Annotated in this window: 21 protein-coding genes and 1 pseudogene; 9 read left to right on the forward strand and 13 right to left on the reverse strand. The window is 55.6% G+C overall.

Annotation, left to right across the window (positions count from 1 at the left end):
- Positions 1-157: 157 nt before the first annotated feature.
- The 3 genes from K0A93_12195 to K0A93_12205 all read right to left on the reverse strand — a co-directional run bounded on the left by K0A93_12195 (position 158) and on the right by K0A93_12205 (position 2024).
- Positions 158-1108, reverse strand: coding sequence for a transposase (locus K0A93_12195; protein ID MBW6512850.1), 951 nt, complete (start codon positions 1106-1108; stop codon positions 158-160).
- Positions 1109-1251: 143 nt separating this feature from the next.
- On the reverse strand, positions 1252-1743 hold the full coding sequence (locus tag K0A93_12200; protein MBW6512851.1) for a hypothetical protein: 492 nt from the start codon (positions 1741-1743) through the stop codon (positions 1252-1254).
- Complete coding sequence (locus K0A93_12205; protein MBW6512852.1) at positions 1740-2024, reverse strand: DUF4258 domain-containing protein; 285 nt, start codon at positions 2022-2024, stop codon at positions 1740-1742. The genes K0A93_12200 and K0A93_12205 overlap by 4 nt, the downstream gene beginning before the upstream one ends.
- Before the next feature lie 380 nt (positions 2025-2404).
- Here K0A93_12205 and K0A93_12210 point away from each other — a divergent pair, with 380 nt between their 5' ends.
- Together K0A93_12210 and K0A93_12215 are read left to right on the forward strand one after the other, a co-directional pair.
- Positions 2405-4039 carry an ATP-binding cassette domain-containing protein gene (locus K0A93_12210; protein ID MBW6512853.1) on the forward strand — a complete coding sequence of 545 codons (1635 nt, stop codon included), beginning with the start codon at positions 2405-2407 and terminating at the stop codon, positions 4037-4039.
- A 70-nt stretch (positions 4040-4109) separates the two neighbouring features.
- Positions 4110-4385: a hypothetical protein gene (locus tag K0A93_12215; GenBank protein ID MBW6512854.1), complete on the forward strand. Its 276-nt coding sequence runs from the start codon at positions 4110-4112 to the stop codon at positions 4383-4385.
- A gap of 69 nt (positions 4386-4454) precedes the next feature.
- On the opposite strand, the gene cadA is transcribed toward K0A93_12215, so the two are convergent.
- Both cadA and K0A93_12225 read right to left on the reverse strand, forming a co-directional pair.
- Positions 4455-6596 carry a cadmium-translocating P-type ATPase gene (cadA, locus tag K0A93_12220; GenBank protein MBW6512855.1) on the reverse strand — a complete coding sequence of 714 codons (2142 nt, stop codon included), beginning with the start codon at positions 6594-6596 and terminating at the stop codon, positions 4455-4457.
- 19 nt (positions 6597-6615) lie between these two features.
- A complete protein-coding gene (locus K0A93_12225; protein ID MBW6512856.1) occupies positions 6616-7002 on the reverse strand; it encodes a metalloregulator ArsR/SmtB family transcription factor in 387 nt (128 codons plus the stop codon).
- A gap of 275 nt (positions 7003-7277) precedes the next feature.
- On the opposite strand from K0A93_12225, the gene K0A93_12230 reads away from it, so the two are divergent.
- Positions 7278-7712 (forward strand): CBS domain-containing protein, encoded by a 435-nt coding sequence (locus K0A93_12230; protein ID MBW6512857.1) that lies wholly within the window; start codon positions 7278-7280, stop codon positions 7710-7712.
- Positions 7713-7800: 88 nt separating this feature from the next.
- Here K0A93_12230 and K0A93_12235 read toward each other — a convergent pair whose 3' ends face one another.
- Positions 7801-9384, reverse strand: a complete 1584-nt coding sequence (locus K0A93_12235) for a peptide chain release factor 3 (GenBank protein ID MBW6512858.1) — start codon at positions 9382-9384, stop codon at positions 7801-7803.
- 276 nt (positions 9385-9660) lie between these two features.
- Here K0A93_12235 and K0A93_12240 point away from each other — a divergent pair, with 276 nt between their 5' ends.
- Positions 9661-10434 carry an SH3-like domain-containing protein gene (locus tag K0A93_12240; GenBank protein ID MBW6512859.1) on the forward strand — a complete coding sequence of 258 codons (774 nt, stop codon included), beginning with the start codon at positions 9661-9663 and terminating at the stop codon, positions 10432-10434.
- 269 nt (positions 10435-10703) lie between these two features.
- A complete protein-coding gene (locus tag K0A93_12245) occupies positions 10704-10982 on the forward strand; it encodes a hypothetical protein (GenBank protein ID MBW6512860.1) in 279 nt (92 codons plus the stop codon).
- A gap of 51 nt (positions 10983-11033) precedes the next feature.
- Here the strand turns inward: K0A93_12245 and K0A93_12250 are convergent, their stop codons facing one another.
- Positions 11034-11393, reverse strand: coding sequence for a hypothetical protein (locus tag K0A93_12250; GenBank protein MBW6512861.1), 360 nt, complete (start codon positions 11391-11393; stop codon positions 11034-11036).
- Between the two features lie 344 nt (positions 11394-11737).
- Here K0A93_12250 and K0A93_12255 point away from each other — a divergent pair, with 344 nt between their 5' ends.
- Positions 11738-12724 carry an NAD(P)H-quinone oxidoreductase gene (locus tag K0A93_12255; GenBank protein ID MBW6512862.1) on the forward strand — a complete coding sequence of 329 codons (987 nt, stop codon included), beginning with the start codon at positions 11738-11740 and terminating at the stop codon, positions 12722-12724.
- 105 nt (positions 12725-12829) lie between these two features.
- Here the strand turns inward: K0A93_12255 and K0A93_12260 are convergent, their stop codons facing one another.
- Both K0A93_12260 and K0A93_12265 read right to left on the reverse strand, forming a co-directional pair.
- Positions 12830-14341: an Rne/Rng family ribonuclease gene (locus K0A93_12260; GenBank protein MBW6512863.1), complete on the reverse strand. Its 1512-nt coding sequence runs from the start codon at positions 14339-14341 to the stop codon at positions 12830-12832.
- A gap of 48 nt (positions 14342-14389) precedes the next feature.
- Positions 14390-16903 (reverse strand): TIGR03960 family B12-binding radical SAM protein, encoded by a 2514-nt coding sequence (locus K0A93_12265; GenBank protein MBW6512864.1) that lies wholly within the window; start codon positions 16901-16903, stop codon positions 14390-14392.
- 190 nt (positions 16904-17093) lie between these two features.
- Here K0A93_12265 and K0A93_12270 point away from each other — a divergent pair, with 190 nt between their 5' ends.
- Positions 17094-17816, forward strand: a complete 723-nt coding sequence (locus K0A93_12270) for a phosphatase (GenBank protein MBW6512865.1) — start codon at positions 17094-17096, stop codon at positions 17814-17816.
- A 760-nt stretch (positions 17817-18576) separates the two neighbouring features.
- Here K0A93_12270 and K0A93_12275 read toward each other — a convergent pair.
- Positions 18577-20079 (reverse strand): SDR family oxidoreductase, encoded by a 1503-nt coding sequence (locus tag K0A93_12275; protein MBW6512866.1) that lies wholly within the window; start codon positions 20077-20079, stop codon positions 18577-18579.
- Positions 20080-20154: 75 nt separating this feature from the next.
- On the opposite strand from K0A93_12275, the gene K0A93_12280 reads away from it, so the two are divergent.
- Positions 20155-21108: a DUF523 and DUF1722 domain-containing protein gene (locus K0A93_12280; GenBank protein ID MBW6512867.1), complete on the forward strand. Its 954-nt coding sequence runs from the start codon at positions 20155-20157 to the stop codon at positions 21106-21108.
- A gap of 108 nt (positions 21109-21216) precedes the next feature.
- Here the strand turns inward: K0A93_12280 and K0A93_12285 are convergent, their stop codons facing one another.
- Positions 21217-21735 carry a lipocalin family protein gene (locus K0A93_12285; GenBank protein ID MBW6512868.1) on the reverse strand — a complete coding sequence of 173 codons (519 nt, stop codon included), beginning with the start codon at positions 21733-21735 and terminating at the stop codon, positions 21217-21219.
- 21 nt (positions 21736-21756) lie between these two features.
- Positions 21757-22161: a DUF2177 family protein gene (locus tag K0A93_12290; protein ID MBW6512869.1), complete on the reverse strand. Its 405-nt coding sequence runs from the start codon at positions 22159-22161 to the stop codon at positions 21757-21759.
- Between the two features lie 142 nt (positions 22162-22303).
- Between K0A93_12290 and K0A93_12295 the strand changes: the two are divergent.
- Positions 22304-22555: pseudogene (locus tag K0A93_12295) on the forward strand (MerR family transcriptional regulator).
- Between the two features lie 75 nt (positions 22556-22630).
- Here the strand turns inward: K0A93_12295 and K0A93_12300 are convergent.
- On the reverse strand, positions 22631-23959 hold a 1329-nt coding region (locus K0A93_12300), incomplete at its 5' end, for an ATP-grasp domain-containing protein (GenBank protein ID MBW6512870.1).

The raw sequence follows: 23959 nt of genomic DNA on the forward strand, positions 1-23959 counted from the left end.
CCGTGGCCTTGCGGACATGGAGAGTTCGGCCATCCCGTTGCTTGAATGTCGCGGTAACCCGTTGCTGCACCGAAAAGGTCTCCCGTAATGTGCTCCAGCTATCCACGATGTCCCCGGTTTTCAGCTTGGAAAGTCTTTGGTGTCAAAGTCTTTGGTGTCAGGCTTGCAAGTTGGTAAGTTTAGCGGCAAGTTCTCTTTTCACCCTGGCGAGATCGTCGTTCCACGAACACCGCTGATCCAGACGATGCACAGCAGAACTCAGCGAACTCACATCGCGCGCCAACAGGGCTCCAAGGGCGGACAGGGTTGAGGAGCTGAACCCGGATACCGCCCAGGCGGCAAACGCACGGATTTGCGACCGGTGACGATTCTGTCCGGCAGCCCTCAGCGTCTCCAGTTCGGTGCCGAAATATTCCGTCACGCAGGCCACCGTTGCGGCCAGATCGGGACGAACCACGAACTTTTCGTCGGCCTGCTCCAATACCTCGGCGACAAAGGTCTCCTCCCCGCAAATCCGTGGGTCCTGCTCCCCTGCCCCATGGAATTCCCGCCGATGACCGCGCCCCTCTTCTTTATTGACAAAATCGGCGAAAAGGCACCTGGCTTCTGCTCCATTCGCAGACAACTGCCCCAATACAGGGGCGCTCCATAGCCAGGGAACAACTTCCCGGCCCAGATAGGCCCGATGGCTGCTCCAGCGGTAGTCCTCGGCTCCAGTTGTCATCCCGGCGCGAACCGGATTCAGGTGGAGATAGGCAATGAGTTGCAGCAGATAGGCGTCTTCCTCGACGAGAATCGCCTTGTAGCGCCCCTGAAAGAGGTGGCCGGTTTTCTGCTGCCGCCAGTTTGACCACCGGGTGTAGCGCGAGGCAAGAATCTGCATGATTTTGGACAGCGGAACCGAGCCAACCTGAACCCCAAGATGGAGGTGGTTGTCCATCAAACAATAAGCATAGACGTGGCAGCCAAGCCGCTCCACAACCTCCTGCAAAAAAAGAAAGAGTCGATAACGGTCCCGGTCATCGGCAAAGATCGGCGCACCACCGTTACCACGCAACATGACGTGGTACAGGGCACCGGGATAATGGATTCGTGGTTTCCGTGGCATGATGATAGTTTATCGTTAACTTCCCAAGTTGCAAGCCTGACACCATATTTTCACCATATTTTTTTACTTGTAGTAATGGATGCAAACATTTTTATACCATGGGGGTCGCGGCGAGGTCGGGCTTCCAGGATGGCAACTTTGGACTAATTTGGCAACCTGGCGGCCTCTCTCCAGCTCCTTTTTCCCATTTGCAGTCGGAAAGGGTGAGGCTGGGCTTCTTTATTCCAGTTGAGCTCAGCACGGTGGTAGTCGGTAATCTTTTTACCTGACACGACCATTTCCCGCAGCAGGAGGTCGTAAGGCTTGGACATGACAACGGTCCCATGCTCCCACTTGGAGACCTGGGCCCGGTCGCAGTGCATGTTACGGGCGAAATCGGTAGCTGACCAACCGAGGGCTTTTCTCAGGAACACAATCTCTGCCGGAGTCAGAGCACCATCTTTGTTGATGATTGCACGAGCCAACGCATCGTGAAGTCCCTCGATGTTGGGGATCAGCGGCATGATGTTGCCACACTCCGGGCACTTGCGAACATTGAGCCCAACCAAGGTAACATTGTCCAGCCCGCATTCGCGATAGTGATAATTTTCTTGCGTCTCGATGAATTCACCGTGTTCGCATCTTTGGCATTTCATTTTTCTCTCCATGCAGTAACGACTTCCAGCACCGTCTCGGACTCGAATCTGATAACGATACAGATTCGAGGGGTGTACACCCTGTACCGCCAACTGCCGTTTTCCAGCTCGCCTTCAGCGACTACGCCACCGCGTAGCACATTGGCGCAATCTACAGTCGTGATGCTGCGCTGGCGCATTCGATCTTCAGCGTGTGGTTGCGCATAAGTAACAAACCCACCGCCAAGGATCTTGCGGATCAGTTTTTTTGCCTCAGTGGGCCTGAGTGGTTCGGGGAGCATGAATAATATAGTACACCCTTTTTATAATTGCAGCACAAAAATTGTCATTTATACAACATTTGTGAAGATCGTGAAGGGTCTCAACAATTAACCAAGTAATCAATTCAACACGTGTCAAGAGTTGATCCCCTCACTGTTTCTTGCGGAAAAACGCAAAAAGCCGCACGACTGTCCTGAGCAGTCATCACGGCTTTATCAATAATCCTACAGATCCCGATCCATCACAAACCCTCTCGAATCAAAATAACGCCGTCAGTTTAAACCACCCGTCCGTCAACGACAAGGAACAAATTAATCCTGACTTTAAATACAAAAAACTTGCGGCCAATCCACGCTCCATGCTAACTGTGCGGGACTTTTTTTGACGGAGCACAACACCCATGATCCATTTGACCAATATCAGCAAGCAGCACGGTTCGCAGATCCTCTTTCAGCACGCCAGCCTGCAGATTCTGCCCGGCAGTCGCGGCGGCCTGGTCGGGCCGAACGGGGCGGGAAAATCGACGATCTTCCGGCTGATTACCGGCGAAGAGGAGGTCGACAGCGGCGATATCATCTGCGCCAAAAAGACGCTGATCGGCTACTTCTCGCAGGACGTCGGCGAGATGGCGGGACGGTCGGCGCTGGAGGAGGTGATGGCCGCTTCGGCGAAAACGGTGGCGCTGGGGGAGCAGATTCAGTCGATGGAAGCGGCAATGTGCGAGCCGCTGGACGATGACGCGCTGGCCGGTCTGCTGGAGCGCTACGGCGACGCCCAGGAGGAGTTTGAACATCGCGGCGGCTACGCTCTGGAGAGTCGCGCCCAGGCGGTCCTCACCGGCCTCGGTATCGGCCCCGACGATTACAGCCGCCCGGTCGAATCGTTCAGCGGCGGCTGGAAGATGCGTATCGCCCTGGCGCGAATTTTGACCCTCAACCCCGACGTGCTCCTTCTCGACGAGCCGACCAACCACCTCGACGTCGAATCGATTGTCTGGCTGGAGCAGTGGCTGGCGAACGACTATCAGGGCGCGCTGCTGATGACCAGCCACGACCGCGATTTCATGAACCGTATCGTCTCGCGGATCATCGAAGTGGGGAACCAGACCGTCACCACCTACGGCGGCAACTACGATTTTTATCTGCGTGAACGCGAGATCCGCCGCGAGCAGCTGCTGGCCAGCTACAAGCGTCAGCAAGAGATGCTGGCCAAGGAAGAGGAGTTCATCGCCCGTTTCGCCGCCCGCGCCTCGCATGCCGCGCAGGTGCAGTCACGCGTCAAGAAACTGGAGAAGATCGAGCGTATCGTCCTGCCACCGGAGCAGCGCAAGATCAACTTCGAATTCAAGGACCCGCCGCGCAGCGGCGACGACGTCTTTTCTTTTACGGAGCTCAACAAAAGCTGGCCCCTCGCGGAGGGCGGCGAGAAGCCGGTCTTTTCCGGCGTCTCGGGGCTGGTGCGTCGGCAGCAGCGGATCGCCGTGGTCGGGGTCAACGGGGCGGGCAAGTCGACCTTCCTCAAGGTACTCGCCGGGCAGACCGCGCCGAGCAGCGGCAACGTCACCATCGGCGCGAGCATCAATCTCGGCTACTTCAGCCAGCACTCAATGGATGTCCTCGCCCCCGACAAGAGCGTCTTCGCCACGGTGCAGGACGCGCTCCCCAACGCCTCGATCGGCTCGATCCACAACCTCTGCGCGGCGTTTCTCTTTCAGGGGGACGATGTCGAAAAACGGATCAGCCGCCTCTCCGGCGGCGAAAAGAGCCGGGTGGTGCTGGCGACGCTACTGGCGCGCCCGCTCAATGTGCTGGTTCTCGATGAGCCGACCAACCATCTCGACATCCAGTCTCGCGAAATCCTCCTCATCGCGTTGCAGGGCTTTGCCGGTACCGTGCTGCTGGTTAGCCATGACCGCCACTTTTTGCGCGCGCTGGTCAACCGGGTCTTTGAGATCGATCACGGCGAGATGCGGACCTACGAAGGGGATTACGATTACTACCTGACCAAGAGCGGGCGCGAGGCGTGGGTGGCCTGAAAACTGGACAGAGGGATAAAATGCCGGTACGATCTTTCTCACCCAGCGTTCATCCTAACGGAGCATTCGATTGAGCCACTTCCTGCTGAGCAGTATAGTCATTGCCGGGATCGTCAACTTTGTCAGTTCGATTCTGATTCTGCGCGGGCTGGCAAAACACGACGTCAACGTCAGTTTCTTTGAAATTCGCTGGCAGATTCACAAGCATCTCAAGACGTACCGGCGACTCTGTCGCACCGCGAATGGGGCCATTGAGTGGCCCTACTACGCCTACTGGATCAGCCTGACGGTGATGATCAGCGCAGCGACTGTATTCTTTGCCACACTCACCACTCAGGACCCGTAGCCAATAAGCCGTTTCGTCCGCCCCGACCGGGGAATCTTCATCTTATCAACCTCCATCACGGCGTCCACATCACACTTGATCAGAACTGCCCCGCAAGGCCCGGGTAGCATTAAGCAGCGCCAGCAGAGCGGTACCCATGTCGGCGAAGACCGCTTCCCACATGGTCGCCATGCCGACGGCTCCGAGCAGCATGAAAATGCCCTTGACCGACAAGGCCAGGACAATGTTCTGCATCACGATCCGGCGGGTATCTCTGGCGATGATCACGGCTTTAGCCATTTTCAGCGGTGAGTCGGTCATCAGCACCACATCGGCCGTTTCAATGGCGGCATCGGCACCGAGGCCGCCCATGGCGACCCCCACATCGGCGCGGGCCAGAACCGGCGCGTCGTTGATACCGTCGCCAACAAAGGCAACTTTTTCACCCCTGGGATGGTCGGCGCTGATCTCTTCAAAAATACGCACCTTGTCCTCCGGCAACAGCTCGGCATGGAACGCGTCCAGCTTCAGGGTGTTGGCGACTCCGGCGGCGGTACATTCGTTATCCCCGGTGAGCATGATCAGCGTGTTGACTCCGTTCGCGCGTAGCACCTCCATCGCCTTTACGGCATCGGGTTTCAACTGGTCGCCAATCAACACATAACCGGCGTACTGGTCATCGACAATCACATGGGCAACGCTGCCGTCGAAAACGCACAGGGTGTGGTCGATCCCTTTTTCGTGCAACAGGGCGTCATTGCCGACTACAATTCGCTTCCCCTGACAGGTTGCACTGACCCCCCGACCGGGGATGGAGTGATGCTCGCTGACCTGCGATTCGTCGAGTTCCAGCCCGCGGGCGCGCAGATCAGCAAGGATCGATGTGCCGATAGGATGGGTGGAATGCAGTTCTGCCGCCGCCGCATAGCGCAACAGATCATCCGCCGCATAGCCATTATCAGGAACCACCTGATCGACGGTAAAAGCGCCTCGGGTCAGGGTGCCGGTTTTGTCGAAAACCACCGTCGTGACCTTGGCGAGCGCATCGATAAACATCGAGCCTTTGATCAGGATGCCGTTGTGTGAGGCGCGGCCAATGCCGCCGAAATATCCGAGCGGGATACTGATCACCAGCGCGCAGGGGCAGGAGATTACCAGCAGCACCAGGGCACGGTAAATCCAGGTCGAAAAAAGGGCGTCACTGATCACCAGTGGCGGCAGCAGAGCGATCGCCGCAGCTATGGCGACCACCGCCGGGGTGTAGTAACGGGCAAAGGTGGTGATGAATTTTTCAGTGGTTGCTTTGCGGGCGGCAGCATTCTCGACCAGTTCCAGCACGCGCGCAATTGAGGATGATGCAAAGGGCCTGGTCGCCCGCACCTCCAGCGCCGCGCTGGTGTTGATCGTCCCGGCCATGATGGTATCGCCCGGCCGCACCCGAACCGGCACCGGCTCGCCGGTCAGCGGCGAGGTGTCGAGCTGCGAACGCCCTGCCACCACTTCGCCATCAAGGGGCACCTTCTCCCCCGGCTTGACCAGGAAGCTGTCGCCAACCTTCACCTGCGCCGGAACTGTTTCGACAAAACCGCTGGCGGTCTTGACCATGGCCCGGTCGGGGCGGGCGGCGAGAATAGCACGCACCGAGCGGCGCGACTTGGAAACGGCGAGATTCTGAAGCAGCTCCCCGACCTTGAAAAAAAGCATCACGCCGACCGCCTCGGCGAGGGCATGGATCGCCAGAGCACCGAGAGTGGCGATGGTCATCAGCACATTTTCATCGAACCATTGTCCGCGACGAATGGTGCGCGTTGCGCCGAGCAGAACATTCCAGCCGACCAGCAGATAGGCGACCAGGGCTGCGACATATTCCACTGCGGGCCAGGCCAGGGCATGAAAGCGGTCTTCAAATACCAGCAGAGCGACGAGAATGACGGCAGCGACGCCGATTAAAACAAGCTCTTTGCGATAACTGTCGCTCGCAACATGGTCGTGAGCCTCCGCTTCACCGCCGCTGGCGGACTTCGGGGTGACGACGACGGCGGGTTCGATGCGCCTGATGACGTCCAGCGCTCCGGGGATATCGGTCGCCTGCAGGTGGAGGGTGAGATTGGCAAAATCGATCACCGCCTCTTCTACCCCGGCGGTTTTCAGCAGTTCGCGTTCGATTTTGGCGGCGCAGGCACCGCAGTCGAGGTTTTGCAGGGTATAGCGTTCGGTGTGTAACTGGTTCATCGGCTGGGGACGTCTTTCTTTATCCGCGTTCTTTCAGGTGTTCGTAGCCGACGCCCAGGACGTCGCGGATGTGGTCGTCATCCAGGGCATAAAAAACCATCTTGCCCTCGCGCCGCGAACGGACGATGCGCGCCAGCTTGAGGGTGCGCAACTGGTGTGAAACCGCCGACTGCTGCATCTTAAGCAGTTCACACAGGTCACAAACGCACATCTCGTGGACGCTCAACGCCCAGATGATCCCCAGCCGGGTCTTGTCGCCGAACAGCCGGTAAAATTCCGCCAGCGCTTCGAGACTCTCCGCCCCAGGCCATTGCTGCTGTACGCCACGGATAATTTCTTCGTGAATGCCGTAAACGGCGCAGCTATCGTCGCCTACAGTTGTGACCGAAGTTTTTTTATTCGCCATAAACGGACTCTTTTCGTGTCACACATTTCATTTTTACGCATGATTGTATGATCACATGTTTATTCTGTCAATACGTCGGCGGGTTTTTATCGCATTGTTTATCATCGGAGAAGAGGGGAACCATGCGCTGCTTAATTGTGAAGGTTGTGGGCGAATTCTGTCCCTGGAAAAGGCACTCCCCCTTGACATTTTAATGGCAATCACCGATGATTCTTGAGATTTTTACTTCGGCACGACGCTGAGTCGCGACACTGGCGAACGAAGGACGGGATATGATCGAAAAAACGATTCGCGATATTCTGGATGAAAAAGGCAGCACGGTTTTCACTATCGACGCTGACAGCAAGGTCTTCGCTGCACTGGGGGAGCTGGCCGACAAGAATATCGGCGCGTTGCTGGTTATGGACGCACAGAAAGTCGCCGGCATATTTACCGAGCGCGACTATGCGCGCAGGGTAGTGCTAAAGGGGTTGTCGCCACACGAAACGGTCGTCAGGGAGGTCATGACCTCTCTGGTTAATACCACCACCCTGCACGAAACCGTGGAGGAGGCGATGGCGGTAATGACCGACAGGCGTTGTCGTCATCTACCGGTGTTCGACAACAACCAGCTAGTCGGCATGGTCTCGATCGGTGACCTGGTCAAGGCGGCGCTCGACGAGAAGAAATTTATCATCAATCAGCTCGAAAGCTATATCAAAAACGGCTGATCACCCCCTGTTTGTTCCCCATCAAAAAGCTCCGGTCACGCGCTGGCCAGGAGCTCCTTGTCGCCCTTATCGCTGTCGACGGCAACGATCAGTTGTGCTCCCGCGTCTTGACAAAGTTGATATCCGGCCATTGTTCGGCGACATGCCCAAGACGCCACTCGCTTGAGGCCAGATAGGTTAGATTGCCCTCGGCATCGAGCGCCAGATTCCCCTGATTCTTCTTTTCAAATTCCGCCAGCTTTTTTTTGTCGGCACACTCTATCCAGCGAGCGGTCGCATAATCGATCGGCTCATAGGCAGCGTCGACCCCATACTCATTCCTCAATCGCGCCATCGTCACGTCGAATTGCAACACCCCGACCGCGCCGAGAATCCAGTCGGCCCCGAGCAGTGGCCGAAAAACCTGCACGGCCCCTTCCTCGGAGAGTTGAGTCAGCCCCTTGTCAAGCTGCTTGACCTTGAGCGGATTTTTAAGCCGTACACGGCGGAAATGCTCGGGAGCAAAACTGGGGATCCCGGTAAATTTGAGTGGCTCCTTGAGGGAAAATGTGTCGCCAATCTTGATCGTGCCGTGGTTGTGAATGCCGATAATATCTCCCGCCCAGGCTTCTTCGACATGGGATCGATCCTGCGCCATGAAGATCGTCGCGTTGGCCAGATTGACATCTTTGCCAATGCGATGATGGCGCACTTTCATGCCGCGCTCAAACTTGCCGGAACAGATGCGCAGAAAAGCAATCCGGTCGCGATGCGCCGGATCCATGTTGGCCTGAATCTTAAAAACAAAACCGGAAAAATCATCTTCTTCGGGAGCGACATCGCGACTCGCGGCGGGACGCGCACCGGGCTGCGGGGCCAGTTCGACAAAGGCATCGAGAAGTTCGCGGATACCGAAGTTATTGATCGCACTGCCGAAAAAGACCGGGGTCTGGTTCGCCTTGAGGTATTCGTCAAGTTCAAATGGATTGGCAGCCCCTTCAAGAAGTGCGACATCGCTGCGCAGCTCATCGGCCTGATCGCCGAGCAGTTCATCGACCCGTGGATCGTGCAGATCAGTGATGGTCACTGTGTCGCCGTTGCGCACTGCCTGCCCCGGAGTAAAGAGCACCAGTTCCTTGCGATAGAGGTTATAAACCCCGCGAAAGCGCTTCCCCATGCCGATCGGCCACGACATTGGCGCACATTCGATCTGCAACGTATCTTCAATGTCGGCAAGCAGGTCGAGCGGATTCATCCCTTCACGATCAAGTTTGTTGATAAAGGTGATGACCGGCGTATTGCGCATCCGGCAGACTTCCATCAACTTCTTGGTCTGGGTCTCGACCCCCTTGGCACTGTCGATCACCATCAAGGCGCTGTCGACCGCCGTCAGCACCCGGTAGGTGTCCTCGGAAAAATCCTGGTGACCGGGGGTGTCGAGCAGGTTGACATCGTAATCCCGATAGTTGAATTTCATCACCGACGAGGTAACTGAAATGCCCCGTTCCTGCTCGATCGCCATCCAGTCGCTGGTGGCGTGACGGCTCGCCTTGCGCGCCTTGACCGCACCGGCCATCTGAATGGCGCCACCGAAGAGGAGCAACTTTTCGGTTAAGGTGGTCTTCCCCGCATCGGGGTGGCTGATGATGCCGAAGGTGCGGCGTTTGGCGACTTCTTCCTCGATTTTACTCACAAACAAACTCCTGCGCGCAGAATAAAAAACCGGGCCGACAACGGCCCGACAGGGGATAGTAGTCCAAACGACGTACGCAGGTCAACGGCAAATAAACGCGCTGACGGGACAGAAAAAGAGAAAAAATTATTGCGTTACAGTGCTGACCCGCCTGCTTGCCTGACACGCTGTGGTGAGAATTCGCTTGAACATAATTTGCGCCGTATGTTAAAAAGGCCTTTGAGTATTCACCAATAAACGGTTGGAACTTCAATCCGACCCCCAAGGAGGTCACACGTGAAAAAGAGATTCATGTTACTGCTCGTTGCATCGCTCGCGTTAATTCTGGTCGCGGGGTGCAGCAAGGACGAATCAAAAACGACAGCCGACCAGAAACCGGCCGCTGAGAAGGCCGCTGCTCCCGCCACTGCGTCGGCGGCAGGCAAGTCGGGCACCGTCATTGAAACGATCGACGCGGCAGGCTATACCTATGTGCAGGTTGATACCGGCACAGAAAAATTCTGGGCCGCAGCGCCACAATTCGCGGCCAAAGCTGGCGACCCGGTGATCGTCCCTGAAGGGATGCCGATGGAGAACTATCACAGCAAGTCTCTCGATCGTACCTTTGATGTCGTCTACTTTGTCGATTCAGTCGTCGTCGGCGGGGCTCAAAGCGCCTCCGCTTCTGGCGGGGCAATGCCCGAAGGTCACCCGGCAATCGACAACCCGGCCACGACACCGGCAGCCGCCGCAGTTGACCTGACCAATATCAAAAAAGCCGGCAAGACGGTCGCCGAAATTTTTGCCGAAAAGGATCAGCTCAACGGCAAGGCGGTTGAGGTCCGCGGCAAGGTCGTCAAGTACAGCCCCGAGATCATGGGGAAAAACTGGATCCATATCCAGGACGGAACCGGCAGCGAAGGCACCAATGACCTGACAGTCACCACCTCGGCGCAGGCCACACAGGGTGACACCGTGGTCGTTAGTGGCCTGGTCACCACCAACAAGGATTTCGGCTACGGCTACAAATACGACGTCATTATTGAAGACGCTACGGTCAAGGCAGAATAAAATCCTTCCAAAACCCGCTGAAAAAGCCCCCGGCGCATGCGCCGGGGGCTTTTTGGTTTCCGCCTACACACTGTGTAAATATTCTGATCTTTCACTGATTCATCTGCACGAAAATACCCCCTTCAGCCCTGCGAAAAGCCATCATCACCCTTTGTCTGTAGCGTATAACTACCTGTAATATATCTATTATCTGAAAAGATGAATGGCCCCGCAGCAAGCTACTGGGTATCAACAGCCTACAACCTTTGCTAACTCGCGCAGCAAGCTGCGTGGAATTAGACCCAACTTTTGATTCTGTCTGTCGAAAGAACTTTTCCGCCCGCAAACCTGCAGCCGCTTCTGCTCAACTGATGGGGCCCTGGCGGACAGTCAACGCTGCATCTCCTGCGGGACTTCGCGATTGCCGGATGTGTCTGGAAGCCTGCCCGGAAGGGGCCATCCGCCGAATTGAACTGGCAGATGGCGGATTCGAATATGTTGCTGACGATCCATACTGTATCGGTTGTTCGATCTGTGCCGGGAGCTGGTCGATGATAACGGTTGATTGAGCCAGCGGCGAACTTGTGCAAACGGCGGAGTTTCAGCTCCGCCGTATGCCTTCAGCGCTGGTGGTGACTGATTGAGAAAGTATTGCCGCTGATCGGTCCGTGCAACACCGTGATATCCGCCGCCATCCCGGACCAGACCGCGCCACAGTCCCCACACTCCAGCAGATCGCCGGCAAAGCCGTCGGAATGCATATCCAGTTCGACATGATTCGCTTCATGGCAGAACGGACACACTCCGGGGCGTTGCCCGACAACCTTCTTTTTTGCATCGATGTGCAGGACCTTGATCTGGCGACTCACCAGCGTCCACACCGTTTCACATGAACCACATTCGAACAAATTCCCGGCAAAACCATCTGCGTGGGTATCAACTTCGACATGATCTCCATTACAACAAATCGGGCACTCCATCTTCTTGACCTTTCCTATCTGGTAATTATTACCTCAATAGTTACTTTATACGCCCGATAATTTTCTTCTGCAACAAATAAATCATTTAAATTCAATATGTTGCACGATTTTTGTTTTATTCAGCAGATAAGAATTATTTTTTCAGCTGAGGGATAATTTCAGCAGCGGCAGAAACCGTGGATAACCCCCTGACATCCCTGCAACTCTCGGGGATAAAAAAGCTTTTTAGAAAGCATGTCAACCACAACCACAAGAAAGCGGTTGCAACCATCGCCTGAACCCTTATAATCTACGACACTGTTCGCTTGTTTGTGAAGATCATCTGTAACCAAGGAGGAACCGACATGAAAGCCGTACTGCTCGATGGATTCGGTGGTCTTGAGGTACTCAAGATCGGTGCGATTGACCAACCGACCCCGAAAGCCAATGAAGTCCTGATCAAGGTCGCTGCAACTTCGATCAACCGCCCCGACCTGGTCCAGCGCGAAGGGAAATACCCGCCACCAGCGGGCGATTCAGAGATTCTCGGCCTGGAAGTTGCGGGCACCATCGCGGCGCTCGGTGCCGATGTGAGCGGCTGGCAGGTCGGTGACCGGGTCATGGGGCTGGTCGGTGGCGGCGGGTATGCCGAATACGCCGTGGCCTACGCCGCGCACCTGATGGCGATCCCCGCCACGATGAGTTTTGAGGAAGCGGCCTGCGTCTGCGAATCGTATATTACCGCATTTCTCAATGTCTTCATGATCGGTGACTTGCAAGACGGCCAGACCGCAATCCTGCATGGCGGCGGCGGCGGCGTGAATACCGCCGCGATCCAGCTGGCCAAGGCATTGACGCCGCATGCCAAATTGATCGTTACCGCCCACCCGCAAAAACTGGAGCGGGTCAAGGAGCTTGGTGCTGATCTGGTCATCGACTATACGCAACACCCCGATTTCAGCGAACTGGTCAAAGAGTTCACGGCCAAAAAAGGGGTTGACGTCATTCTCGATCACGTCGGGGCCAAATATCTTGCGCCGAACATGAATTCCCTTGCCTATAAGGGGAAACTGGTGATCATCGGCGTCATCTCCGGGATCAAGGCCGAACTGAACCTTGCGCTGATGATGGTCAAGCGCCAGCAGATCATCGGTTCGGTCCTGCGCTCCCGCCCGGTCGCTGAAAAAACCGAGATTATCGAGGCATTCACCCGGCGGGCGCTGCCCAAATTTGCCGATCGCACCATTGTACCGATCATCGAAAAGGTCTTTCCTCTGGAGGATGTGGTCGGGGCACACCGGATGATGGAAGAAGACCGGCACTTCGGCAAGATTGTCATGAAAATCGGTTGATCGCGCCTGAGCAGCTGCCGGTCGCGAACAAAACACCGCCCCCGCAGTAATAGCTGCGGGGGCGGTGTTGCTTCAGGCAACCCTTTGCGAGTGCATCATTTTTATTCACCCGACCATAATTTCGAACTGTTCGATATGAAATCCCGGTCGGGTGGTGATCGATATCTGTTTTTCGAAGCGTTTTTCCAACTCCTCGATGCCGGCACGTTCTTCATCGTACAATAACGAGGCGATATCGGGGTGAACCTGCAACGTCAGCCGATAACCCGGCATGTTAAGCATGTCACGCCGCAGTTCCCTGAAAATTTCGTAGACAATCGTGGTCTGGCTTTTGACATACCCCTTCCCTTCGCAGTAAGGGCACGGTTCACAGAGGGTCCGGCCGATACTTTCCCGAACCCGCTTGCGGGTCATTTCCACCAGTCCCAGTTCCGAAATTTTGAGGATATTGGTCTTGCTCTTGTCGCTTTTAAGCGCTTCTTCCAGCGACTGATGCACCCGCTCGCGATGCGGCTCCTTCTCCATATCGATAAAATCGATAATGATCAAGCCACCGATGTTGCGCAGACGCAGCTGAAAAGCAATTTCCTTGACCGCTTCGAGATTGGTTTTAAAAATCGTGTCTTCAAGGTTATGTTTGCCGACGTAGCGACCGGTATTGACATCGATGGCGGTTAACGCTTCGGTCTGTTCGATAATGATATAGCCGCCGCTTTTCAACCAAACCTTGCGCCCCAGCGCCCGCGCAATTTCAACTTCAAGACCGAAGGCGTCGAAGATCGGCGCATCGGCCTGATAGAGATCGATAACATAGCTTTGTTTCGGCATAAAAGTGCCGATAAAACGTTCAATCTTGTCGCGCTCATCCGGCGCATCGACAATGATCCGGTCAACATCCTCGGTAAGGATGTCGCGTAACACCTTACACGTCACATCGAGGTCAGAATGAACCAGACAGGGGGCGCTGATTCCACTTTTGCGCTTGTCAACGCTTTCCCACAGATTGATCAAAAACTCCATATCGGAGCGCAGATCTTCAGCCGTTTTCCCTTCAGATACGGTGCGGACAATGAAACCGCTCCCGGTCGGGCGCAGCTCTTCGACGATTTCACGCAGACGCTCACGCTCTTCCTCATTTTCGATGCGGCGCGAGATGCCGATGTGATCGACCGTCGGCATATAAACCAGATGTCGTCCGGGAAGCGAAATGTGTGAGGTAATCCGCGCCCCCTTGGTTCCCAGAGGCTCCTTGGCGACCTGAACCAGCAGTTCCTGCCCTTCTTGCAGCAGCTCTTCGATGGGCGGCAGGTGAATCTCATTTTCGGCAGTATCGCCGGTCGGCAACAGCCCGTTGGAGCCCCCCTCGACAAAACGTTCCACGGCTTCAATTTCTTCAAACACATCGGCCACGTACAAAAATGCCGCCTTCTCCTGACCGATATCAACAAACGCCGCCTGCATCCCCGGCAGGACACGCAGCACTCGCCCTTTGTAGATATTGCCAACAATTCCGCGGTCGCGAGTCCGCTCGATATAAAGCTCGGCGATGTGGCTGCTTTCCAGCAACGCGACGCGCGTTTCAAACGCCGTCGTATTGATGACCAGTTCCTTACTCATCATTCGTCTCCCTTAAAGTGTGGTTATATGATTCATACGTAGCTGGATTCAGTCGTTAGAGATAATATCCACCTTGCAAATCGGCAGCCGCCGGGCGTCTTCAAGCTCCAGCCCGAAAAGATGGGCGAGCAGCACTAGCGGACTTCCTTTGCGCAAGGTGATCCGCAGCCGCCCGGCGGTGACGTCAATAGCCATCACTGCCGGGCGGATATCGACCCGTACCGTTCCCTGTTTTTTGGGTCGGTCAACCTCCACAGCGGTGGCGGCGACAAAAGCGGCCACCCGTTCCGCCAACCCGGTCGCCGGTGCAGCGAGCGTTACCTCGTAAATACTTGCCGCGATGGCCGCCCCCGGAGACGGCGCCCCCGGCACCAAAGCCTGCGCGTCAAGGACATGAAATCCTGGTGGCAATTGCGCACCGAGCGCCGCAGCAACACACTGCGGGGTCCGCTCTTCGGTGAGTTCAAAGTCAATCAGTTCGGCTTCGCTTTCGATCCCGAGGGACAGGGCATCGCCGAAAGAAATGCGCGGCGCGGGATGGAATCCTTGAGAAAAACGTACCGGCAAACCGGACCGGCGTGCTGCCCGGTGGATCGCGGTCATGAATTCAAGGTGACCGACAAAGCGGGCCTTGCCCCGTTTTGCCAACCGCAGTCGCACCTTGTGCCGCTCCTCTTCGCCATCAACCAGGACAGGCAAGAGTGGTTGCTCCGGCGGGGCTGACAGTTCGGAATTCTCGACCAAACGCATGCGCAGGGTTTCAAAGTCGCACACCCCGCATCCGGAACACGCGCCGCCACGACAATCGGGGGTATATTCCAGGGCAAACGCCTTGTGGCGTTCATCCAGTAAAAATGCTTTCGGAATACCACAATCGATGTGATCCCAGGGGAGCACTTCATCTTCGTCGCGCTGGCGCAGATAAAAGGCCGCGTCGATCCCCGCTTCGGTAAAGGCTTGTTGCCAGAGGTCAAAACGAAAGTGGTCGCGCCAGCCGTCAAAACGGCAGCCGAGATCGACAGCACGCTCAAGCACGGCAGCGAGACGTCGGTCGCCACGCGCAAAGACGCCTTCGAGGAAAGACATCTCGGCTTCGTGCCATTTGAGACGTAATTTTTTATTACGCAGGCCATCACGCACATAGCGTTGACGCCGGATTGTTTCGGCGACATCAAGTTGCGCTTCCCACTGAAAGGGTGTGTGCGGTTTCGGCACAAAGGTCGAGACCGCAACGTTCGCATCAGCCCCACCGGCGGTTCCTTTGCCGCTGCGCTTGACCTGCGCTGACAGATCGATGATGGCATCAAGATCAGCGTCCGTCTCGGTCGGCAGGCCGAGCATGAAATAGAGCTTGATTGTCCGCCAGCCAAGTTGATACGCTGCGCTCGTGGCGGTCACCAGATCGGCGGCGCTGATTCCCTTGTTGATCACCTGACGCAGGCGTTCACTCCCCGCCTCCGGAGCCAGGGTAAAGCCGGTTTTGCGGACTTTTTTGATCTCTTCCATCAGCTCCGGTGTCAGCGACCCCACCCGCAAGCTGGGGAGAGAAACAGCAACCCGCTCATGCCGATAGCGATCCATCAGCCCGTGCAGCAACGCTTCAATAGAGCTGTAATCACCGCTCGACAACGACAACAGCGACAATTCACAGTGCCCTGAATTATGCAACGCAGCGTTCGCCAGCTGGGCGATCCGCTCCGGGCTCCGTTCGCGAACCGGTCGGTAAATGTAGCCGGCCTGGCAGAAACGACAACCACGCGTGCAACCCCGGGCAATTTCGATCGCGACCCGATCGTGAACCGCCGCAGTAAAGGGCACTACCGGTCGGGTTGGCCAGGGGGCATTTTCGAGATCGGCCAGAAAACGGCGCCGCACCTGCCGATAATCATCCCGTAACGGGGTGATCGCCGTCTGTTGTCCGCTGGCGCCAAAACTGACAGTAAAGAGTTCCGGAACATAACAGCCTTCAATCCGGCTGAGTCTGGTGAGCAGCGCACCGCGCCCTTCATCAATGCGGCGAGACTCACGCACCGCACTGCACAGCTCAACGACCGCTTCTTCACCATCACCGATAATAAAACAGTCGCAGAAATCAGCCAGCGGTTCAGGGTTGAAGGCACAGGGGCCACCGGCGACAATCAATGGCAGGTCGGCAAAGCGTCGATCGCGCCGCCGGGGAATCCCGGCCAGATCAAGGATGGTCAGGATATTCGTATAGCTCAGCTCGTACTGGAGGGTAAAACCGATGATATCAAAATCACGTAACGGACGTTCCGACTCCAGCGCGCGCAACACGTCACCCGATGCACGCAGCTGTGTTTCCAGGTCAGGCCAGGGAGAATAAACCCGTTCTGCGGCGATCCAGTCGATATCATTCAGTAGCTGATAAAGCACCGCCAGTCCCAGATGGCTCATGCCGATTTCGTAGACATCGGGGAACGCCAATGCCATACTGATATCGACGGTCGCGGGGTCTTTGCTCACGGCACCGAGTTCCCCACCGAGATAACGGGACGGGCGCTCAACCTTAGGGAGAAATTCGTTGCTGGTGTTGAGAGTCATTTATGTAAATCTTTTCATAATTTTACTGGTTACAGCGCCATGGCAAGGGGATAATAGAACTTTGCAATATAGCTTTGTTAGCGCAAAACATACAAGCATAATTCATTGATTAGCGCGTTAAATTTCGATATTATCCTGTCTGAACACCATGCTATGGTGGCACATCGAAATCAAAACACCGGGGGAATATATGCACAAAAAGTTCTCACCCACCGTTGATCTGCACGTCCACACCGTTGCGTCCGGGCATGCCTACAGCACGATCAGCGAGATTGCCGCCGAAGCCTCCAGAAAAGGGCTCCAGGGGGTCGGCATGACCGACCATGGACCGATGATTCCGGGTGGCCCGCACCTCTACCATTTTCTCGCTCTCCGCTTTCTCCCCGCCACGCTGTCGGGAGTGCGTATTCTGAAAGGTGCTGAAGCGAATATTGTCGGCATCGGCATGATCGATCTGCCACAGGAGATCACGACTCAACTGGACGTGGTGATGGCCGGCTTCCATGAGGAGTGCGGCTTCGGCAATCAAGGCAAGAAAGAAAATACACGCGCGCTGCTCGCGGTGATGGAAAATCCCCACGTCAAGATCATCACCCATCCGGGCAATCCGCTCTTCCCCCTTGATTATAAACGGGTTGTGCAACAGGCCGTTGCCACGGGCACGGCGCTGGAAATCAACAATGCGTCGTTTTCCCTCAGCCGTTGTGGCAGCTCGCCAAATTGTCGTGAGATTATCCGGCTTTGCGCACACTATGAAGCGCCGGTCGCGCTTGGCAGCGATGCGCATTTTTCGCAGGGTGTCGGTGAATTTGCCGAGGCACTGCAGATGATCAGCGCGGGGGGCATCCACCCGGAGCAGATTGTCAATTTGACACTGGAATCAACGTTGCGTTTTCTTGGGCTACGGAGTTAACGGGACGGGCTGTATTGAAGCCGAAATGAAACCCGGCCATAGCAATTTTAAACGCCAACGGGGCCCCAAAAAAAGCTTCCGTCCCGGTGCAGACCGGTAAAATCTTGGCATTCGTTCTCCCCTGATTAAAATCACAGCGATACGCAAACCACCATGCCCGCTGCGAGCGCAGGCACTTTTGCATCCTTTTGCTGCCGGGCAAAAGGATGTCGGCTGGCGGGACGAAACCCGCCGGTTATGCCTTCCCATGACCCTGAGGAGGATGGATACCGGACGCCACACGAAGTGTTCTGGCCCGTCACCTGCAAAGTGAATTCACCGGCTACGGAGTGAACCGCCAACCTGAAGCGACGGCGGAACGCTCAACCTTCGGCGATGAATTAATAAATCCATTTTTTCTTAGGCAGGCATGTCTGGTGTATAACCAAAAATGGGTAAATATCAAAATATCAAGAACGTCCCCGTGGCGATCAGCGTTTTGTCATTGACGAACTTAAGCTTTTTTGTTTGAATTTTCTTTATGGCTATACTCCTTGGTTTCTTGGGTTAACCAACTTGCGGTCGGTTTTTCTCAAAAAAGGGTATAGCCATTTTTACTTAAATGCTACAAAGCTAACCGTTTCTGGAATATAGCAAGCTTGGTAGCGGGCCTAGTATGCATCGGCTGGATGCTCAAACAACTCGCAGGGGTGCCGGAGGAGCCGCGTTATGAGCTGGGGAGATTCACCTCGGATTGCCGGTCTATAATAAGTATCGGGGCTCATTCGGATATTTTCGTGGGGCCGGTGACGATTTTTCCCGCGCAGTCTTCGGCGATCCCCTTGAGCATACCATTGAAGACGAAGTGATGCAGCGGGACCACCAGCCACCAGTAGATCATGCCGAGCAGACCCTGCGGATGAAACCAGGCTCGCTGAACCAGGCGTGTCGAAGCACCATTTTCGTGCAGCTCGAAGGTCAGAATGGCTTCACCCGGCAATTTCATTTCGGCCACCAGCATCAGTCGCCGGGCTTCATCGACCCGCGCCACCCGCCAGAAGTCAAGAGCATCGCCGACTGCCAGTTGTTGCGGGTCACGCCGACCACGACGTAAGCCCACCCCGCCGACGAGTTTGTCGAGCAGTCCGCGCAGACGCCAGAGCCAGTCGGCGAAAAACCAACCATTTTCACCGCCGATGCGGCTGAGAGTTTCCCAGACTTGCAGGGCAGAAGCTTCCAGCACCACTTCCCGCGCATCAACGTACATGGCGCCACCCGCCCAGGTCGGGTCGCCGTGGTTGATCCATTCCACCGGGGGGAGCTGTCCGGCATCGTACCAGGCACTTTCGATATGCTGTTCACGAATCCGTTCGAGGGCGAGACGGATCGCGGTACGACAGCTGAAAATTTCCTGCGGAATCAGGTCGCGAATCCGCCTGTCTTGCACCAGAACCGGGCAGCTCAGCCCTTCGGCAAGGGGTTTGGCAAGCGCAGCCGGCACCGGCGTAACCAGATGGATCCAGTAGGAGCTGAGGCGCGGGGTGAGAAAAGGGACCGGCAGAATCAGCCGTCGCGGCAAGCCGGCTTCTTCGGCATAGATGCGCATCAGCATGCGGTAGTCGAGGATCTCATCACAGCCGATATCAAAGGTCTCGCCACGGGTTTCAGGCTGTTTAAGACAACCAATGAGATAGTACAGAACATTACGCACTGCGATCGGCTGGCAGCGGGTCTGTACCCAGCGGGGTGTGATCATGATTGGCAGGCGCTCAACCAGGTAACGCAGAATCTCGAAGGAGGCACTCCCCGAGCCGATAATCATCGCTGCCCGCAAAATTGTCACCGGAACAGATCCACGGCGCAGTTCTTCGCCGGTTTCGGTGCGGGAACGCAGGTGATGGCTCAAGGGGGTGGAGTCGTCCCCCAACCCTGAAAGGTAAATGATCTGTTCAAGCCCGGCTTTCGCGGACGAATAGGCAAAATTTTGTGCCGCTTCGAGATCAGCAGAGGCGAAATCGCTGACTTCGGGGTTCATGGAGTGAACCAGATAGAAGGCGGCCTGGCACCCCTTGCAGGCGGCGTCGAGGCTTGACAGATCAAACAGATCGCCGCGCACAATTTCCAGTTGCGGGTGATTGGCCCAAGGCCGACCGGCCAGCTTCTCGGGATTGCGAACCATGGCACGCACCGCATAACCGGCGTCGAGCAGGCGTGGAACCAGACGACTGCCAATATAGCCGGTGGCACCGAGGAGAAGAATTGGCAGGGGAGGGTGAGTTTTCATGGTTGTTAAAAATCTCCTTTACAGGCATTATTTGTCCTGAGTCTGCTCCACTCGTCAAACATGACAGGAGGTGCCATGTCAAATGAAAAGATCCGTATCGGTATCAGCTCCTGCCTGCTTGGTGAGAAGGTACGTTTTGACGGTCAGCACAAGCTTGACCGTTTTATCGTCAATACCCTCGGGGTTTACTTCGATTTTGTCCCGGTCTGCCCCGAAGTTGAACTGGGGTTGCCGACGCCAAGACCCGCCCTGCGTCAGGTCGGCGAACCGGATGCGCCGCGACTGGTCTTCAGCAAGACGGGTGAAGATATCAGCGAAGCGATGGAGGCTTGGTCACAGCGCCGCGTGCGTGCACTCGAAACGGAGGAACTCTGCGGCTTCATCTTTAAAAAGGGTTCCCCCAGCAGCGGCATGGAGCGGGTCAAGCTTTACGATCATCATGGCATCCCTCAGAAGTCGGGGGTCGGTTTCTTTGCCCGCGCCTTTATGGCGTATTTCCCGCTGTTGCCGGTTGAAGAAGATGGTCGTCTCAACGACCCCAAGCTGCGTGAAAACTTTATCACCCGGGTCTTTACCCTGCAACGTTTGCGGCAGGCCCTTGCTGAAAAAAACAGTTACGGCGCGGTGGTCGACTTCCACACCCGGCACAAATATCTGATTCTCTCCCACAGCGAAAAACATTATCGCGAGATGGGGCGGCTGGTCGCTCAAAGCAAGGCTCTGCCCTTCTCGACCTTCCTTGCCCAGTATAACGAGCTTCTGCAAGCGGCACTGCATCTGAGTACCACAGTACGCAAACAGGTCAATGTGCTGCAGCATATTCTCGGCTACTTCAAGCGCGAGCTGAGCAGCGCCGAAAAGCAGGAGGCCCTGGGACTGATCGACGACTACCGCAATGACCTGGTGCCTCTTATCGTGCCGATCACCTTACTCAACCACTTTGTGCTCAAGTACGACCAGCCCTACCTCAAGCAACAGCTCTATCTTAACCCGCATCCGCGCGAACTCAAGCTGCTCAATCACGTGTGATCTTCACTGCTGATGACTATTTTCAGCCTCGCAGCGGCTTGTGGTTTTCAGGGCGATGAGCGCGGATATTGGGGTCAGCAGCGCCGCCAGTTTTGCACGGGCATTTCGTTATTCCTGCTGCTCGACAAAAAGCAGACGATCGCTGGCAAATCCAAGTTCGCTGGCCCGGTTCAGCAGTTTTTGCCGTGTTGCCGCATCCAGCGTCCGGGTCCGAGACAGGATCCACAGATAATCCCGATCCGGGCCGCTGACCATCGCGTAGGCATAATTTAGCTGATCAAGCGCAATCACGTGGTAGCCGGCATAAAAGGGCCAGAAAAAGCTCACCTTCAGACTCCCCTGTTGCGGGGAACCGAGGAGATAAGCTCTCCCGGTAGCGGTTTTCCACTCACCGGTCACGCTGTTGTAACCGCGGTTGATGACGTCGATCCCGCCATCGGCACGTTTGCTGTAGGTCGCCGTGACCTGGCTGAGGCCGCGCTCGAAGCGATGATCCAGGCGGGCGATCTCGTACCAGGTCCCCAGATAACGTTCCAGGTCGAAAGGCGCGACCGGGGTTATCCCTTTGGGGGCGGCGGTGCAACCGAACAGCATCAGCAGGCTACAAAGCAAGGTTGAGATTTTCATGTGTTACTCCCGTGGCAAGCGTCAACTGATCCAGCGGCCGAGCAGATAACTGCCGCTGGCAACCAGGGTACAGAGCAGGGTTCCCCAGGCGATATCGACCATCACGACCCTGATCGGCCAATCACGCAGGGTCGCCAGGTTGGTCAGGTCGTAGGTGGCGTAAGTAAAAAACCCGAACAGCGCCCCCCAGAGCGCGGCTTTCGCCAGCGATTGCGCATCCAGCCCCGGTTTGACGGCAAACAGGATGATACCAGCGATATAGACAAAGTAGAACAGCAGTGCTGCCGGCCAGTTGACTGCCGGGTTGAGCAGGTGGGAAAGATTGTGCCGATAAAAATTCTTCGCCACCATGCCCAGCCAAAGCAGATCGATGGCAAAAAAAACCGGGATCGTCAGCAGGTAGAGCTTCAAGTAATAAACGAACATGCTTGTCTCCTTTTCCTTTTCACTAACTGAACCAGCAGAGCAACTCCCTACCTTTATATTTTAACGCCGTGACTTCACTGCGAGTCTAAACTGCAGACCAAAGACTCTGGCCGCTTGATTGTTCTTTTTTTGTTGCGATTTTATGCTTGTTCTTTTTTCTTTTTCATATATTATTCTGATAAATACTATTTTGTCTAGGACAAAAATGAAAATTCAGCAACTCAGTAAAGAAATCGGTATCGGCATCGACACCTTGCGGATCTGGGAGCGCCGTTATGGGTTTCCGATTCCTGGCCGCGATGCCCGTGGCCATCGCAGCTATGCCCAGGACCAGGTTGAAGCGCTGCAGCGGGTCAAAAATCTGATGAGTTTTGGTCTGCGGCCGGGAAAAATTTTCACCCTCACCGAGCAACAACGCCGCGCACAGCTGCAAAGTCTGCTCGATCAGGGCCAGCCGAGCGATAAACGGCTACAGCGACTGATCGATGCATTGGCACCGCAGCAGATTGCACAGGCGATCACAGCTATGCGGGAAGAACTTGGCCTGGTTTGCCTCCAATATATAGACCTTATCCTTGTATATCGCGTACTGAATGTTCAGCAAGCCCACAACCTTGAACTCAATTGCTATCTTACGAGTGTAATCCCTTATGGTATCGATGTGCTTCTTAGGTATGTTGACAGGAGGTATAACACAGGCAGAGTCACCGGAATGCACTCCGGCTTCCTCAATGTGCTCCATTACCGCAGGCACGAATGCATCAGTACCGTCCGATATGGCATCTGCTTCCGCCTCAATGGCATCATTAAGAAACTGGTCAATCAGTATCGGCCGTTCAGGAGTAACATCCACAGCCGCCGCCATGTAGTGCTTCAACATCGCGTCGTCATGAACAATCTCCATACCGCGCCCTCCCAGAACAAATGAAGGCCTTACGATGACAGGGTAACCTATTCTTTCAGCCACCTTTAAAGCTTCCTCCAGAGAACGGGCCATGCCGTTCTCAGGCTGAGGAATTCCGAGCTTGATCATCTTCTGACTGAACTTGTCCCGGTCCTCAGCCATTTCGATAGTCTCAGGACTGGTTCCGATAATCTTTACGCCGGCCGCTTCGAGCTCGGCAGCGATATTCAATGGAGTCTGTCCTCCAAACTGACATATCACGCCATCCGGCTTCTCCTTCTCATAAATGCTGAGCACATCCTCTACTGTGAGCGGCTCAAAATAGAGCTTATTGGATGTATCGAAGTCCGTAGATACGGTTTCTGGATTGCAATTTACCATTATTGACTCAATTCCCTCGTCACGAAGTGCGAATGCAGCGTGAACACAGCAATAGTCAAACTCTATCCCCTGTCCGATCCTGTTCGGTCCGCCGCCCAATACCATGATCTTCCGGTTGGACGAAACAGCCGTCACGTCGGGCGCATTGTATGTTGAATAATAGTATGCGGCATCCTTTACCCCGCTGACCGGAACAGGATGCCACCCCTCAACAACTCCTATTTTCTTGCGCTGTTCGCGGATACTTACCTCAGTAACTCCCAGTATTTTGGCGAGATATTTATCGGCAAACCCGTCTTTCTTTGCGCGCTCAAGAAGCTTATTCGGCAGAGAACGGCCTTTATATTTGAGCACTTCCTCCTCCAGCTCAACAAGCTCTTTCATCTGCTGAATGAACCACTCTTTTATGTGAGTAAGATTGAAAAGCTCCTTTACTCCCGCCCCCTTGCGAATGGCCTCATACATTATGAACTGCCGCTCACTCGAAGGCTCAGCAAGCATACCCATCAAATC

This window comes from Desulfuromonadaceae bacterium (genome assembly GCA_019429445.1).
GTDB lineage: Bacteria > Desulfobacterota > Desulfuromonadia > Desulfuromonadales > JAHYIW01 > JAHYIW01.